Source organism: Escherichia sp. MOD1-EC6098 (genome assembly GCF_002965865.1).
Classification (GTDB): domain Bacteria; phylum Pseudomonadota; class Gammaproteobacteria; order Enterobacterales; family Enterobacteriaceae; genus Escherichia; species Escherichia marmotae.
This window is the reverse complement of the sequence record NZ_PTSN01000028.1, coordinates 1-15,715: the sequence shown is the minus strand read 5'-3', so window position 1 is coordinate 15,715 and position 15,715 is coordinate 1. Positions and strand designations below refer to the sequence as shown.

Below are 15,715 nucleotides of genomic sequence, written 5' to 3'. Positions count from 1 at the left end.
GCCCATCTCTGCATGGGCTTTTTTCTCCGTAACTTCTCTGATGCTTCGCGCTTTTTATCCGTAAAAAGCTATAATGCACTAAAATGGTGCAACCTGTTCAGGAGACTGCTTTATGGCAACAGGCACGCAGCCCGATGCTGGGCAGATCCTCAACTCTCTGATTAACAGTATTTTGTTAATTGACGACAACCTGGCGATCCATTACGCCAACCCCGCCGCGCAACAACTGCTCGCCCAAAGTTCCCGTAAATTGTTTGGTACGCCGTTACCGGAACTGTTGAGCTACTTCTCGCTAAATATCGGTCTGATGCAAGAAAGTCTGGAGGCGGGGCAAGGTTTTACCGATAACGAAGTGACGCTGGTGATTGACGGGCGCTCGCATATTCTTTCTGTGACGGCCCAGCGTATGCCGGACGGCATGATCCTGCTGGAGATGACACCGATGGATAACCAGCGTCGCTTAAGCCAGGAGCAGCTACAGCACGCCCAGCAAGTTGCTGCCCGCGATTTGGTCCGCGGCCTGGCACATGAGATCAAAAATCCACTTGGCGGCTTACGAGGTGCGGCGCAGTTACTCAGCAAAGCGTTGCCCGATCCGTCTCTGCTGGAATATACCAAAGTGATTATCGAGCAGGCGGACAGACTGCGAAATCTGGTCGACCGTCTGTTGGGGCCGCAACTACCAGGCACACACGTCACCGAAAGCATTCACAAAGTGGCAGAGCGCGTGGTGACGCTGGTGTCGATGGAATTACCGAACAATGTACGGTTGATTCGTGATTACGACCCCAGCCTGCCAGAACTGGCGCACGATCCGGATCAGATTGAGCAAGTACTGCTGAATATTGTGCGCAATGCGTTACAAGCGCTGGGGCCGGAGGGCGGTGAAATTATTCTGCGTACCCGCACCGCGTTTCAACTGACCTTGCATGGCGAACGCTATCGGCTGGCAGCACGAATTGATGTGGAAGATAACGGGCCTGGTATTCCGCCCCATTTGCAGGATACGCTGTTTTATCCGATGGTCAGCGGTCGCGAAGGCGGCACCGGGCTTGGTTTATCCATTGCCCGTAACTTGATTGATCAGCATTCAGGCAAAATTGAATTTACCAGTTGGCCGGGTCATACCGAGTTCTCGGTTTACCTGCCTATCAGGAAATAAAGGTGACGTTTATGCAACGAGGGATAGTCTGGGTAGTCGATGACGATAGTTCCATCCGTTGGGTGCTTGAACGTGCGCTCGCTGGAGCGGGTTTAACCTGCACGGCATTTGAGAACGGTGCCGAAGTGCTGGAGGCGCTGGCAAGCAAAACGCCGGATGTACTGCTTTCAGATATCCGTATGCCCGGAATGGACGGGCTGGCGTTGCTCAAGCAAATTAAACAGCGTCATCCGATGCTTCCGGTCATCATTATGACCGCACATTCCGATCTGGATGCCGCCGTTAGCGCCTATCAACAAGGGGCGTTTGATTATCTGCCCAAACCGTTTGATATCGACGAAGCCGTGGCGCTGGTTGAGCGAGCCATCAGCCATTACCAGGAACAGCAGCAACCGCGCAATATTCAGCTTAACGGACCAACAACCGATATTATTGGCGAAGCGCCTGCCATGCAGGATGTGTTCCGTATTATTGGCCGTCTCTCACGTTCTTCTATTAGCGTGTTGATCAATGGCGAATCCGGCACAGGTAAAGAGCTGGTCGCTCATGCCCTGCATCGCCATAGCCCGCGCGCCAAAGCGCCGTTTATCGCGCTGAATATGGCGGCTATCCCGAAAGATTTGATCGAATCAGAACTGTTTGGTCACGAGAAAGGCGCGTTTACCGGTGCCAATACCGTTCGTCAGGGCCGTTTTGAACAGGCCGATGGGGGCACGTTATTCCTTGATGAAATTGGCGATATGCCGCTGGATGTGCAGACACGGTTACTGCGCGTGCTGGCAGACGGTCAGTTTTACCGCGTTGGCGGCTATGCGCCGGTGAAAGTGGATGTGCGTATTATCGCTGCGACTCACCAGAACCTGGAACTGCGTGTGCAGGAAGGCAAGTTCCGTGAGGATCTGTTCCACCGCCTGAACGTTATCCGTGTTCATCTGCCGCCACTGCGCGAGCGTCGGGAGGATATTCCCCGTCTGGCACGTCATTTTCTGCAAGTTGCCGCGCGTGAGCTGGGTGTAGAAGCGAAGTTACTGCACCCGGAGACAGAAGCCGCCCTGACGCGTCTTGCATGGCCGGGGAACGTGCGTCAGCTAGAAAATACCTGCCGCTGGCTAACGGTGATGGCCGCCGGACAGGAAGTGTTGATTCAGGATTTGCCTGGCGAACTGTTTGAATCAACCGTAGCGGAAAGCCCTTCCACAATGCAGCCGGACAGTTGGGCAACGCTGTTAGCGCAATGGGCCGATCGGGCGCTGCGTTCCGGTCATCAAAACTTACTTTCTGAAGCGCAACCTGAGCTGGAGCGGACATTGCTGACCACCGCGTTGCGACATACGCAGGGGCATAAACAAGAAGCGGCAAGACTGCTTGGTTGGGGACGTAACACACTGACACGTAAGTTAAAAGAGTTGGGAATGGAGTGACTCAGGCTTGCTGTGTAAAGATTGATTATTGAGCGCAAATTGCTGTTATTTTGCGCTTTACTGTTCCGATAAGTTCAGTATGATCTTGCCCGGAAAACGGGGAGAGTCATTATGTTAGAATCAATAATTAATCTGCTATCGAGTGGCGCAGTTAGCAGCCACGCGCCGCAAACTGCCGTTGCTGCCGTGCTGTGTGCCGCGATGATTGGGCTGTTTAGCTGAAACTCGTTGTTCATGCCGGATGCGGCGTGAACGCTTTATCCGGCATACAAAAACAGGTTTTGTTGGCCTGATAAGCGTAGCGCATCAGGCAGTTTTGTTCTCAGTCAATTGATGGCGCTTTCGTTTATCACCGTTGTGAACGAAGCGCCATTCAACATTTAAATCACCCGCGAGAACTGCTGCATTCGCGCTTTCTGGCGCAAATAAGTATCAAAGCACATGCAAATGTTGCGGATCAGCAAACGACCTTTCGCTGTCACCTGAATTCCCTTCTCATCGACATCCACCAGCCCGTCTTTTGCTAATGGGGCGAGCAGCTTGAGGTCTTCCGCAAAATAATCAGCGAAGTTTAAATCCCACTGCTGTTCAACGGGGGCGTAATCCAGACGGAAGTTGCAGATCAGCGACTTAATTACATCACGGCGAATACAGTCATCGCGCGTTAACGCAATACCGCGCCACAGCGCATTGCCTTGCTCATCTACCTGCTGATAGTAACGCTTCAGCTCTTTCTGGTTCTGCGCATAGCAATCGCCAATCATACTGATGGCAGAGACGCCCATTCCCAACAGATCGGTATCGCCCTGGGTGGTGTAACCCTGGAAGTTGCGATGCAGCACGCCTTCACGCTGGGCCTCCGCCAGCTCATCATCCGGGCGGGCAAAGTGATCCATACCAATGAACTGATAGCCCGATTGCGTCAGGAAGGCGATGGTTTCCTGCAGGATATCCAGTTTTTGCTGCGGACTCGGCAGGTCAGCATCTTTGATTTTACGTTGAGCAGCAAAAATGGTCGGCAGATGCGCGTAGTTAAAGACGCTCAGACGATCAGGGTTCAGTTCCGCCACGCGTTTCAGGGTAAAAGCGAAACTCTCCGGCGTCTGTTTCGGCAGGCCGTAAATGAGGTCAATGTTGGTGGAGGTAAAGCCGATCTCACGCGCATGGTTAAGCAGAGCAAAGATGAACTCTTCATCCTGCTCACGGTTGACCAGACGTTGCACTTCTTTGTTGAAGTCCTGCACACCCATGCTCAGGCGGTTAAAGCCTTCGGCACGTAAATGATCGAGAACATCCAGTTCAATTTCACGCGGATCAACTTCGATCGAGATTTCCGCATCAGTATTAAACTGGAAGTTTTCCCGCAACAGATTCATCAGACGGCTAATTTGCGCTTTGTTCAGGTACGTCGGCGTACCGCCACCCCAGTGCAACTGGCTGACTTTACGTCCGGCAAACAGTGGCGCACGATGAACGATTTCTTGCTCCAGCGCGTCCAGGTATTGGTCGGCTTTATGCTGCTGGCGAGTCACAATTTTATTGCAGCCACAGAAATAGCAAAGCTTGTGGCAGAACGGGATATGCACGTAGAGAGATAAGGGACGCTCAGGGTAGCGCGCCACGGCTTGTAAAAACGCCTGTTCACCGAAGTCTTCTGAAAACTCCAGCGCGGTCGGGTACGAGGTGTATCGTGGCCCGGAATAGTTATATTTCTGGATCAGGGCCAGGTCCCAGTCGATTTGCTGTACAGACATGCTCACTCCTTCCGATGGCGTCTCTGGCGGCTACGGCGTACCGGCTGATGTCCGTTTTGGGTCATCAACCGGTTGCGCAGCCACTTTTGTCGCCGCGACAACCGCTGTAGTTTAACGAATAACCACACCAGATAACATATAACCGGAAGGGTTATCAGCAGAACGGGAAGGCCCACAGTGGCAACCCGTTAGTTGCCTCGCAACAGACGCATCATGTCTTCTTGCTTCTCGTCTTCTTCCTCTTCTTCATCGTCGTCATAAGAGAGTCCGAGTTTCTGCATCAGCTCATCAATTCGATCCAGTTTAGCATCAACCCAGGATTGCTCTTCGGCACTCAGGGTTTCGCCCGCTTCCAGACGTTCCAGCAGCGCATCCAGACGCTCATCCGTTTCCAGTAACTCCAACTCCGCCTGCGGTGAAAGCATAGGTTTCTCACTCTTCGGTTTGTGCTGTTTGGTGACTTTTTCAGTCACACCCAATGGAATAGGGGTTTTACTGCCAATGCGTGGATCTTTCGGTGCGTTCTGGCCTTTACTGCCCGATGTAGCGCTACCGCCCGCTGCACGACTGCCTGGCGCATGACCACGACGTTTTTTCTGACGCTTGCGGTCACGAGCTTCCTGATCCAGCTCTTCGCGTGTTTTTCGACGCGCTTTTGCGTGACCTTTGCTGCGTGAGTTTGAAGATGATGGTTTCATAATAGTTCGTCTTTTAGCCGTTTTATTCAGTATAGATTTGCGGCGGAATCTAACAGAAAGCAAGCAAAGAAAAAAGGCGACAGATTACTCTGTCGCCTTTTTTCCTGACTCATAACCCTTAACGGGTCTTACAATCCTTGCAGGCCGCCAACACACCCTGTTTTTCCATTAGCCAGAACATTCCGTGTTGATTCCATTTCCGTTTAATTACGTCTCCGGACGTTTGTCTTCCTGACAATCCTCTGTCTTCGCCTCCTGGCGCTCCTGACCCTCATCCTGAGTCATCTTCCTGTTAGCGTCCTCGCTCTATGGGTGCTACTTTACGCTTCTGCACCAAACAAACAATAAACTATCATCAGTATTTACTCATTTTCAGATTATTGTATAAAACTAATCACCTGATTTCTTTGACCTATTTGACATGCATCGCAGAATTTTCTCTACGATTTCGCATAAAAATGATCGGCAATGTCTCACAAAGCATATGGTTTTTACTTACACCACTCCCCCGAAAAATCCGTCTTTTATTGTGGTTCAGGTATAATCGCCGCAACGCTTTGACTGATGGAGACGACCGCTTTGACTAATTTGAATTACCAACAGACGCATTTTGTGATGAGTGCGCCTGATATTCGCCACTTACCTTCCGATACCGGAATCGAAGTGGCTTTTGCAGGCCGTTCCAACGCAGGGAAATCCAGCGCGCTGAACACGCTGACTAACCAGAAAAGCCTGGCGCGTACCTCGAAAACGCCAGGACGCACCCAGCTTATCAACCTGTTTGAAGTGGCTGACGGCAAACGTCTGGTCGATTTGCCGGGCTATGGCTACGCAGAAGTTCCGGAAGAGATGAAGCGTAAATGGCAGCGCGCATTAGGGGAATACCTGGAAAAACGTCAGAGCCTGCAAGGCCTGGTGGTACTGATGGATATTCGCCATCCGCTGAAAGATCTGGATCAGCAGATGATTGAGTGGGCGGTAGACAGCAATATCGCCGTGTTGGTGCTACTGACCAAAGCGGACAAACTGGCAAGCGGTGCACGTAAAGCGCAATTGAATATGGTGCGTGAAGCGGTGCTGGCGTTTAACGGTGATGTGCAGGTAGAGACATTCTCTTCTCTGAAGAAGCAAGGTGTGGATAAGCTGCGTCAGAAGCTGGATACCTGGTTTAGCGAGATGCAGCCTGTCGAAGAGGCGCAGAGCGGCGAATAATTTTCTTGCCCTTGTGCTGGTGCCGGATGCGGTATAAACGCCTTATCCGGCCTTTAAAGTGAAGAAAATTCAATAAGTTGTTATTCACAATAAACCTGATACGCGTAGCGAATCAGACAATACAGATATTTTCTTTCGTGCAATAAAAAACGCCCCAGTCATTACTGACTGGGGCGGCTAAAAAATTCAGCCAAATCCGATTACGTGAAGTAAAAGGTCTGAAAGATAGAACATCTTACCTCTGTACCCTACGCGAGTAACTTTACTCTTTTTTGTTCAGTTCAGAAAGCACTTTTTGTAATTTTTTTTCAGTTGTTGCATAGGAATTTCTAATAGTCATCACAAAATGTGGCGAGTTATGTTGCTTACTTACGAAAAAAAGGCTTGCTCAGGCGAATCTTAGTGCGCCTGATCCCAGTTTTCGCCACTTCCCACTTCCACCAGCAACGGCACATCCAGACGGGTACAGTTTTCCATCAACTGATGGATTTTCTTCGCTACCACATCGAGATCATCTTTATGAACTTCAAACACCAGTTCATCGTGTACCTGCATAATCATACGCACACGCGGTTGCTCGGCCTGGAGCCATGCATCAACGGCAATCATCGCCCGCTTGATGATATCGGCCGCGGTGCCCTGCATTGGCGCGTTAATTGCTGCACGTTCTGCCGCGGCACGGCGCGCACCATTGCTGGACTTAATATCCGGCAAATAGAGGCGGCGTCCGTCCAGCGTTTCAACGTAACCCTGTTCTTTCGCCTGGGCGCGGGTGCGTTCCATATACTCCAACACGCCTGGATAGCGTTCAAAGTAGAGATCCATGTACTTCTGCGCTTCTTTACGCGGAATGTTCAACTGGCGCGCCAGACCGAAAGCACTCATGCCGTAAATCAGGCCAAAGTTGATCGCTTTCGCGCTACGACGTTGTTCGCTGGTGACGGTTTCCAGTGGCAAACCAAACACTTCTGCAGCCGTTGCCCGGTGGATATCTTTTCCTTCTGCGAAGGCGGTCAGCAAGCCTTTATCACGTGAGAGATGCGCCATAATGCGCAGTTCAATCTGCGAGTAGTCCGCAGAAACAATCACGTAATCCTCTGGCGCAATAAACGCCTGACGAATACGGCGACCTTCTTCGTTACGCACCGGAATGTTTTGCAAGTTAGGATCGGTTGACGACAAGCGCCCTGTCGCAGTCACCGCCTGGTGATAAGAAGTATGCACGCGCCCGGTTTTCGGGTTGATCATCAGCGGCAGCTTGTCGGTGTAAGTCGATTTCAACTTCGCCAGACCGCGGTACTCCAGAATCACTTTCGGCAATGGATAGTCCAGTGCCAGCTCTTCCAGCACCTCTTCCGACGTTGACGGCGCACCACCCGGTGTTTTCTTCAGCGGTTTAATCCCCTGTTTTTCAAACAGAATGGTTTGTAACTGCTTGGTGGAAGAAAGATTAAATTCTTCACCAGCAATTTCATGCGCTTTCTTTTCCAGCTCCGCGAGACGCAGAGTGAGTTCTTCTGAATGATTGTGCAGAACTTTCGGATCGATCTTCACACCGTTACGTTCAATGCGCGAAAGCACCGGCACCAGAGGCATTTCGATGTTTTCAAAGACGTTCAACGGTCCTTTTTGTTTTTGCAGATCCGGCCACATTTTCAGATGCAACTGCAAGGTGACATCCGCATCTTCGGCGGCATAGCGTCCGGCCTCTTCCAGAGCAATCTGGTTAAAAGTCAGTTGATTTTTACCTTTACCGGCAATCTCTTCAAAAGTAATGGTTTTGTGCTTCAGCCAACGGTCCGCAAGGCTGTCCATGTCGTGACGCCCGGCAACACTGTTGAGAATGTAGGACTCCAGCATGGTATCAAAGGCAATTCCACGCAGCTCAATACCGTAGTTCGCCAGAATGCCGCGATCGTATTTCAGATTTTGCCCAACCTTCAGCGCCTTCTCATCTTCCAGCAGTGGTTTCAGCAGTTCGAGGGCGCGCTCGCGAGAGATCTGGTCGGGAGCATCGAGATAATCATGAGCAACCGGTACATACGCCGCCACACCTGGCTCGATGGCGAAAGATAGCCCCACCAGGTTGGCAGAGACGTTATCGAGGCTGTCGGTTTCGGTGTCAAAAGCAAATACCGGCGCTTTTTCCAGCTTCGTAATCCATTCTTTCAGCGTATTTTCATCAAGGATGGTGACGTAATTGTCGTAAGAAATCACCGTCGCAGTCACTTCCGGCATTTCGTCGACAACAATGGTTTCCTGCGACTTTGTGGCCGGTTTCGCCCCTTTGGCCTGTAACCACTTGCCTGCTTCAACATCGGCAACCCAGCGTTTGAATTCATACTTTTTAAACAGCCCTAACAACTCTTCAGCCGCCGGTTGCTGCACTTCCAGTTGTTCACAGGTCAGCTCCAGCTCAACATCAGTTTTAATCGTCGCTAACTGGTAAGAAAGATATGCTACCTCTTTATTTTGCTCGAGCTTCGCCGCCATTGTTTTCGCACCGCGGAAGCTTAGGCCAGCAATTTTTTCCGGCTCAGCATACAGCGTATCCAGCCCACCAAGACCTTGCAGCAGTGCCTGCGCGGTTTTTTCACCCACGCCCGGTACGCCAGGGATGTTATCTGAAGAGTCGCCCATCAGCGCGAGGAAGTCGATAATCAGTTCCGGCGGTACACCGTACTTATTCACGACCTCTTCCGGGCCAAGGATCGTATTCGTCATGGTATTGATGAGTGTGATATTTGGCGTTACCAGTTGCGCCATATCTTTATCACCGGTGCTGATCAGTACCGGGCGACCGGCTTTTTCTGCTTCGCGTGCCAGAGTGCCGATAACATCGTCTGCTTCTACGCCAGAAACGGCCAGCAGCGGCAAGCCCATCGCTTTAACCATCGCATGCAGAGGCTCGATTTGCACTCGTAGATCATCCGGCATTGGCGGGCGATGTGATTTGTAATGTTCAAACAGTTCATCACGAAAGGTTTTTCCCTTGGCGTCAAAGACCACCGCTGCATGCGTCGGTTTATATTGCAAGATCAGACTGCGCAGCATGTTGAGGACACCATACATCGCACCGGTCGGCTCGCCTGCGCTGTTGGTCAGCGGCGGAAACGCGTGATATGCGCGATAAAGATAAGATGAACCATCTACAAGGATAAGTGGGTTTTGGGGGATCTGAACCATAATGTCCGTGCCTGTTTATCAGATTATGGGTAAAGGATGCCACAGACGGGATAAAAACATGAGTTTTTCACCGCTTTTCGTGAAAATCTTTTGTAGATCTTCTGGATCGCTCGCTAATCCCCATGTGGATAACTTTGTGCATAAATTATTTACATCGCTTTTAATTTATTCTCATGCTTTTTACAGCATAATATTTATCGTTTACTTTCATGAAGTTAAAAATATCCCCTCAATGAACAATTGAGAAAAAGGGATTTTTTATAATGTGGATAGATATGATTTATTTTTCTATTTAAGGATCATCCGTTATTTGGATCGTTTTCTGCTAAAATCTGCGCCTTGCGCTTCTTTCGCGCACTGTCTATGGCTAACTTTTTGAATAAATTAATTATGACGAGAATACTCGCTACGATAACCCTTTTGCTGAGTATCGTATTGACCATTTTGGTCACCATTTTTTGTTCTGTCCCGATCATCATTGCCGGGATCGTAAAACTGTTGTTACCTGTACCAGTAATTTGGCGAAAGGTTTCACGCTTTTGTGATTTTATGATGTATTGCTGGTGTGAAGGATTGGCGTGTTTGCTGCACCTTAACCCACACCTGCAATGGGAAGTTCACGGGCTGGAGGGGTTAAGTAAAAAGAACTGGTATCTACTTATTTGTAATCATCGTAGCTGGGCAGATATTGTCGTACTGTGCGTGCTGTTTCGTAAGCACATTCCGATGAATAAATATTTCCTCAAACAGCAACTTGCCTGGGTGCCTTTTCTTGGCCTGGCGTGTTGGGCACTGGATATGCCGTTTATGAAGCGTTATTCCCGCGCTTATTTATTACGTCATCCGGAGCGGCGTGGTAAAGATGTTGAAACCACTCGGCGCTCATGCGAGAAGTTTCGTCGGCATCCCACCACTATTGTGAATTTTGTTGAAGGCTCCCGTTTCACGCAAGAGAAACATCAAAAAACCCATTCGGCATTTCAAAATCTTCTGCCGCCAAAAGCTGCCGGTATTGCGATGGCACTGAATGTGCTGGGTAAACAATTCGATAAATTACTCAACGTTACGCTGTGTTATCCGGACAATAATCGCCAACCATTCTTCGATATGTTAAGTGGCAAACTGACACGAATTGTCGTGCATGTGGATTTACAGCCCATTGCTGAAGAGTTGCATGGCGACTATATCAATGACAAAGGTTTTAAACGCCATTTTCAGCAGTGGCTGAACTCACTGTGGCAGGAAAAAGACCGGCTTCTGACATCTCTGATGTCATCACAGCATCAGAATAAGTAAATTTTACTCGCCTCTGAATTAGCAGAGGCGAGGCATCATTTTAATGAATAAAACGCCCTGCACGAGACATAAATTCTTCTTCACTCATCTCCTGCCCATTGAAAACAACTTTACCTGGCATATAACGCAGTTGCAGTGAGGCGATATTGTTATCAATGGTGATTAACTGAAACATCTTACCTAACGCCATCATTCCGCTAATTTGTTTATCAGCCCGCCTCTGGGCTTTTTCAGCATCCATTCCTTCAGATAAATTAATTTGCTTTGATATTTCAGTGACGACATTAAGCGGTAAAGTCACGTCAAAATTGAGTGATTTAATATCTTTATTTGTGGCCGATGATGATTTAGCAGGATCAGCAATACTGATATCCAGATTAGCGTTAAGTTCTCCGACTGTATTTTTCCAACTAATCGGTAATTTAATAACCGGTTCACTTTTTTGTAATAGCGGTAAAGACTCTTTGAACAACGCAGCATTCACTTCTTCTTGCGCATTTTGATCGTTAGCTAACTCAGGGTGTGCTGCATACTGCTTCTTCATCGCAATATTGTACTGAATGATAAATTGACGAACTGCCGTTGGGTCGATAGATTCAGCAATCAGCGACCATTGACCACTACCTAGCGCCTGATTTCCTTTGGTTAATTTCTCAATACCATAAGTCAGATTAGCATTGATAAAGTCTTTATCTTTAACACGCTCAAGCGTTGTCCTGGCTATGAATGCATCAATTTTGGCAACCTCTTCACCACGATTGATAATGCTGACCTGATTAAATTTTGACTCATTTTCACCAATCGGAAATTTATTTCCTTCCAGTCTTGTCAGGGAGTTCACAGTAAAGGTTTTTGCTATTACTTTATTCATCGGCGATAAGTTCAGAGTGATATCTTCGACTTTTCCTTCAATATTCAGGTTAGACAATGAACTATTATCGCCGCTAAAAGTAAACTGGCCCTCACCAAAGGATACCTGACCATACTCTGCAGGAGCAACATCTAATATCGTAGAGAATGAGCCACCAAATGCGAATCGCAATGATGCTTCGACGGGCGATTTATCTTTCGCAGCGATAAATAGCGACTGTGTCAGTTCATTATTCACTAATTTCACTTTTGCAGCCGCCAGAGCAGGGATGACATTACCATGCATTAACATCGTGATGGGAAACGGGCCGTGCTCAACATCCACATCAAATGCAACTTTCTGGCCTGGTTTGATATTGAGATCTGGAGCTCCGTTATCAAATGTAATTAGCATTTGAAAATGGGAATTAAAAAAACCTTTTCCAAAGTTTTCATAGCTTGCCGTCATCTCGTAGGCATGTTCACCTTTCTTTTTCCCATCGTTAAAATCTTTAATAAATTTTTCGACACCCGGCTGAATTTGCGTGCCAGTGTACCATGTACCACCACTCCAGATAACGGCTAACGCAATAATTACACCCGTAGCTGACTTACGTATCATATAGATATTCCCTGATAAAACAGCAAAAGTTTGAATATCCACTTATGATGAAATAATGTCCAGCAACTGGACGCATTATCAGAAAGTATTTATATTTATTTAAAAATAAAAAAGCCCGCGAGTATTCACGGGCCTTATGTAATTCACAATGAATTATTTTTTCTCAGACAGATATTTCACTGTGTCAGCATATTGCTGAACAAAAACATCCATATTGCTGGTATCCATACCCTGCGGGTTCAACTGATATTTACCGTTAACAAACATCGCCGGAACGCCACGCAATTGCACATCTGCGGCCGCTTTTTCTTGCTGTGCGACCAGAGATTTAACGACAAAACTGTTCCACGCCGCGTCGTACTCTTCACCTTTAATACCTGCGTTGATAAATACATCGCGGATATCAGATGCAGAGCGAATGGTCTGAGTTTTCTGTACGCCTTCAAACAGCGGAACAGTAACTTTGTCTTCTACACCCAGCGCCATCGCCACTGCCCAGGCCTGAGTCAGATCTTTGCCCAGGTCTCCACCCATGAAGTTGACGTGGTATTTGGTCATCTTCACGCCTTCCGGCAGTTTTTTCTTCACGTTATCAGAAATATGCAGAACTTCTTCAAACTGATAGCAGTGCGGGCAGAAGAAAGAGAAAAACTCCAGCACTTGCGGCGCGCCAGCAACCGGTTTTTCCAGGGTGGTGTACTGTTTACCATCTTCATACTGCGCCGCCGATGCGCTAAACGCTAAAACCAAACCAGCCAGCGCCAGCCAAATCTTTTTCATTGTCTACTCTCTCCGATTAATACATAGGTGTTAATTGTAAAGGGGGTTCTTGTAGAACTTTTACCTGTTCTATAAAAGTCGCCGTCTGTCGCAGCCAGTAATCTTCCCCGGTTAACCACGGGAAATTTTTCGGGAACGCGGGATCAGCCCAACGCCGCATCAGCCAGGCAAGATAATAAACCAAACGCATGGCGCGTAAAGGTTCAATCAGTCCGATTTCAGCGGTGTCGAACTCGCTAAATTCTTCATAAGCTTCAATAATAGTTTCCAATTGCATCCGCTGCTCGGCTTTATCGCCATTGAGTAACATCCACAGATCCTGTACCGCTGGGCCATTGCGCGCATCATCCAGATCGACAAACATCGGACCATCGCGCCAAAGAATATTTCCAGCGTGGCAGTCTCCATGTAGCCGCAGAACGGTGAAATCTTCCCGCCAATGCGCTGTAACAGCGGCAATCAGTTGATCTGTCGCTTTCAGGAATGCGGTCTTCAACCCGGAAGGTATTAGTGTGGCGTCCTCAAACAGCTTACGTGGCTCAGTAAGATATTCATTCAGGCCAATAGTCGGACGATGGATAAAAAGCTGTTTATGCCCCGTCTGGTGCATCCGCCCCAAATAGCGCCCCACCGCTTCCATCTGATCAATATTGTCGGCTTCGAATTGACGACCACCGACGCTTGGAAAAACAGCGTAATAAAATCCCTGATGATTCAATAAAGTTTGACCGTTATAGGCTAACGGCGCGGCGACTGGAACTTCGTCGTTTACCAGTTGTAACGCAAATTGATGTTCTTCGAGGATTTGGTCGGCTGTCCAACGTTCAGGACGATAAAATTTAACGACGAAGCGTCGACGCTCTTCGTCCTGAAATTGATAGACTCGGTTTTCATAGCTGTTAAGTGGGGTAAGACCGGAATCCACCCGGATCCCTTGCTCAAACAGAGCGTCCATGATGGTGTCCGGGTGTAGTGTCTGGAAAGTAAAAGCGCTGTTGTTCATCCCATCATCCGGAAAACATTACGAATGATGAAGGATATCATTTCACGATGATTTTGTTGGTGCCGCTTACAAGCTTTTACTCTTTAATTACGCCACGTGCGCGTAACAGCGCCGTTTTGAAATCTTCTTCATAATCTTTCTGCAAACCCGGGATCACCGCATCTTTTGCGGAATCGCGCATTTTCAGGTGGTAGATTAGAATGTCATCCGTCAAATCCGCCAGTTCGCCGTCAAAACCTGACTCTTTCGCCAATTTCTGCAAAAATTGCAGCAGGTTAAGGTCTGGCTCTTTTTGCCAGGCTGGCTGGAGGAGTTCAATAACTTCATTCAGACGTTTACATTTCATAGTGATGCTCCTTACTCTTGAGACAGACACGTTAGCAGGGTCAATCCCACAATAAAAGAGGCGATATCGGTGAATCTGATGACGACGATAACAGGCGTGGTGCTGGCAGGCGGTAAAGCCCGACGCATGGGCGGCGTAGATAAAGGATTACTTGAATTAAACGGCAAACCGCTGTGGCGGCATGTCGCTGACGCGCTAATGACGCAGTTATCTCACGTTGTGGTTAATGCCAATCGCCATCAGGAAATCTACCAATTAAGCGGTCTGAAAGTAATTGAGGATTCACTGGCAGATTACCCAGGCCCTCTGGCGGGAATGCTTTCAGTAATGCAGCAAGAAGCTGATGAGTGGTTTCTGTTTTGTCCGTGTGATACGCCTTATATCCCCCAGGATTTAGCCTCCCGACTTTATCATCAGCGAAAAGATGCATCTGTAGTGTGGGTCCATGACGGCGAGCGGGATCATCCAACTATTGCCCTGGTAAATCGCACTATTGAGCCATTATTGCAGGAATATCTGCATTCCGGAGAGCGCCGGGTGATGGCCTTTATGAATCTTGCTGGCGGTCATGCTGTTGATTTCAGCGATCGTAAAGAGGCATTTGTTAACGTGAATACACCAGAGGAGCTTGCCCGATGGCAGGAAAGACAATAATCCCTTTACTCGCCTTTGCCGCATGGAGTGGCACCGGCAAAACCACACTGTTAAAAAAACTTATTCCGGTATTGCGCACACGAGAGATCCGTCCGGGTCTTATTAAGCATACGCATCATGATATGGATGTTGATAAGCCGGGCAAAGATAGCTATGAGCTACGCAAGGCCGGAGCGGCACAAACCATCGTTGCCAGCCAGCAGCGTTGGGCTTTGATGACAGAAACCCCAAACGCAGAAGAACTGGATTTGCATTTTCTCGCAAGCCGGATGGATGACTCAAAGCTGGATTTGATTCTGGTTGAAGGGTTCAAACATGAAGAGATCGCGAAGATTGTGCTGTTTCGCGATGGGGCCGGACATCGACCGGAAGAGTTGGTGATAGACAGGCATGTCATTGCTGTGGCCAGCGATATACCGCTTAATGTTGATGTCGCGTTACTGGACATTAATGATATTGAGGGGCTGGCTGATTTTGTTGTTGGGTGGATGAGTCAGCAGGCTGAATAAGCAGGAGTAGGTCGGATAAGACGTGGCAAACGTTGCATCCGGCATTTTTTCCGCACCAGCGCAAAAAGGCCATCCTTACGGATGGCCTTTCGCTTTATTTGATGCCTGGCAGTTCCCTACTCTCGCATGGGGAGGCCCCACACTACCATCGGCGCTACGGCGTTTCACTTCTGAGTTCGGCATGGGGTCAGGTGGGACCACCGCGCTATCTCCGCCAGGCAAA

General features: G+C 48.7%; 15 protein-coding genes, 1 rRNA gene and 1 pseudogene. 7 read left to right on the top strand and 10 right to left on the bottom strand.

Annotated elements, in window-relative coordinates; all coding sequences use genetic code 11:
- Positions 1-112: 112 nt before the first annotated feature.
- The 3 genes from glnL (at position 113) to C0K55_RS22300 (ending at position 2,805) form a co-directional block, all read left to right on the top strand.
- Positions 113-1,162, top strand: a complete 1,050-nt coding sequence (gene glnL / locus C0K55_RS22310) for a nitrogen regulation protein NR(II) (RefSeq protein WP_001517349.1) — start codon at positions 113-115, stop codon at positions 1,160-1,162.
- Positions 1,163-1,173: 11 nt separating this feature from the next.
- Entirely contained in the window at positions 1,174-2,583 is a 1,410-nt protein-coding gene (glnG, locus tag C0K55_RS22305; protein ID WP_001517350.1) for a nitrogen regulation protein NR(I), read from the top strand.
- A 111-nt stretch (positions 2,584-2,694) separates the two neighbouring features.
- Positions 2,695-2,805 carry a YshB family small membrane protein gene (locus C0K55_RS22300; RefSeq protein WP_001517351.1) on the top strand — a complete coding sequence of 37 codons (111 nt, stop codon included), beginning with the start codon at positions 2,695-2,697 and terminating at the stop codon, positions 2,803-2,805.
- Between the two features lie 158 nt (positions 2,806-2,963).
- Here C0K55_RS22300 and hemN read toward each other — a convergent pair whose 3' ends face one another.
- From hemN to C0K55_RS22285, 3 genes and pseudogenes are all read right to left on the bottom strand, one after another.
- Positions 2,964-4,337 carry an oxygen-independent coproporphyrinogen III oxidase gene (gene hemN, locus C0K55_RS22295; RefSeq protein WP_001517352.1) on the bottom strand — a complete coding sequence of 458 codons (1,374 nt, stop codon included), beginning with the start codon at positions 4,335-4,337 and terminating at the stop codon, positions 2,964-2,966.
- Between the two features lie 188 nt (positions 4,338-4,525).
- Positions 4,526-5,035, bottom strand: coding sequence for a Der GTPase-activating protein YihI (gene yihI / locus C0K55_RS22290; RefSeq protein WP_001517353.1), 510 nt, complete (start codon positions 5,033-5,035; stop codon positions 4,526-4,528).
- A gap of 118 nt (positions 5,036-5,153) precedes the next feature.
- Positions 5,154-5,381, bottom strand: a pseudogene (locus C0K55_RS22285) (hypothetical protein).
- Positions 5,382-5,614: 233 nt separating this feature from the next.
- Here C0K55_RS22285 and yihA point away from each other — a divergent pair.
- Positions 5,615-6,247 carry a ribosome biogenesis GTP-binding protein YihA/YsxC gene (yihA, locus tag C0K55_RS22275; RefSeq protein ID WP_001517354.1) on the top strand — a complete coding sequence of 211 codons (633 nt, stop codon included), beginning with the start codon at positions 5,615-5,617 and terminating at the stop codon, positions 6,245-6,247.
- A 186-nt stretch (positions 6,248-6,433) separates the two neighbouring features.
- Here the strand turns inward: yihA and C0K55_RS27235 are convergent, their stop codons facing one another.
- Positions 6,434-6,481, bottom strand: coding sequence for a spot 42 RNA, inhibition of DNA synthesis (locus tag C0K55_RS27235; RefSeq protein WP_071892919.1), 48 nt, complete (start codon positions 6,479-6,481; stop codon positions 6,434-6,436).
- A 165-nt stretch (positions 6,482-6,646) separates the two neighbouring features.
- Positions 6,647-9,433, bottom strand: a complete 2,787-nt coding sequence (polA, locus tag C0K55_RS22270; protein WP_016249355.1) for a DNA polymerase I — start codon at positions 9,431-9,433, stop codon at positions 6,647-6,649.
- 363 nt (positions 9,434-9,796) lie between these two features.
- Here polA and C0K55_RS22260 point away from each other — a divergent pair, with 363 nt between their 5' ends.
- A complete protein-coding gene (locus C0K55_RS22260; protein WP_016249356.1) occupies positions 9,797-10,729 on the top strand; it encodes an acyltransferase in 933 nt (310 codons plus the stop codon).
- A 40-nt stretch (positions 10,730-10,769) separates the two neighbouring features.
- On the opposite strand, the gene C0K55_RS22255 is transcribed toward C0K55_RS22260, so the two are convergent.
- From C0K55_RS22255 to C0K55_RS22240, 4 genes are all read right to left on the bottom strand, one after another.
- Positions 10,770-12,200: a DUF945 family protein gene (locus C0K55_RS22255; protein WP_105224733.1), complete on the bottom strand. Its 1,431-nt coding sequence runs from the start codon at positions 12,198-12,200 to the stop codon at positions 10,770-10,772.
- A 153-nt stretch (positions 12,201-12,353) separates the two neighbouring features.
- Positions 12,354-12,980, bottom strand: coding sequence for a thiol:disulfide interchange protein DsbA (dsbA, locus tag C0K55_RS22250; protein ID WP_000725337.1), 627 nt, complete (start codon positions 12,978-12,980; stop codon positions 12,354-12,356).
- Positions 12,981-12,996: 16 nt separating this feature from the next.
- Positions 12,997-13,983 (bottom strand): stress response kinase SrkA, encoded by a 987-nt coding sequence (srkA, locus tag C0K55_RS22245; protein WP_001065532.1) that lies wholly within the window; start codon positions 13,981-13,983, stop codon positions 12,997-12,999.
- Positions 13,984-14,059: 76 nt separating this feature from the next.
- Positions 14,060-14,329: a YihD family protein gene (locus C0K55_RS22240; protein ID WP_001295263.1), complete on the bottom strand. Its 270-nt coding sequence runs from the start codon at positions 14,327-14,329 to the stop codon at positions 14,060-14,062.
- A gap of 69 nt (positions 14,330-14,398) precedes the next feature.
- Between C0K55_RS22240 and mobA the strand changes: the two genes are divergently transcribed.
- Both mobA and mobB read left to right on the top strand, forming a co-directional pair.
- On the top strand, positions 14,399-14,983 hold the full coding sequence (gene mobA / locus C0K55_RS22235) for a molybdenum cofactor guanylyltransferase MobA (RefSeq protein ID WP_001517359.1): 585 nt from the start codon (positions 14,399-14,401) through the stop codon (positions 14,981-14,983).
- Positions 14,965-15,492, top strand: a complete 528-nt coding sequence (mobB, locus tag C0K55_RS22230) for a molybdopterin-guanine dinucleotide biosynthesis protein MobB (protein ID WP_061091194.1) — start codon at positions 14,965-14,967, stop codon at positions 15,490-15,492. The genes mobA and mobB overlap by 19 nt, the downstream gene beginning before the upstream one ends.
- Before the next feature lie 103 nt (positions 15,493-15,595).
- On the opposite strand, the gene rrf is transcribed toward mobB, so the two are convergent.
- Positions 15,596-15,711 (bottom strand): 5S ribosomal RNA (gene rrf, locus C0K55_RS22225).
- Positions 15,712-15,715: the final 4 nt, after the last annotated feature.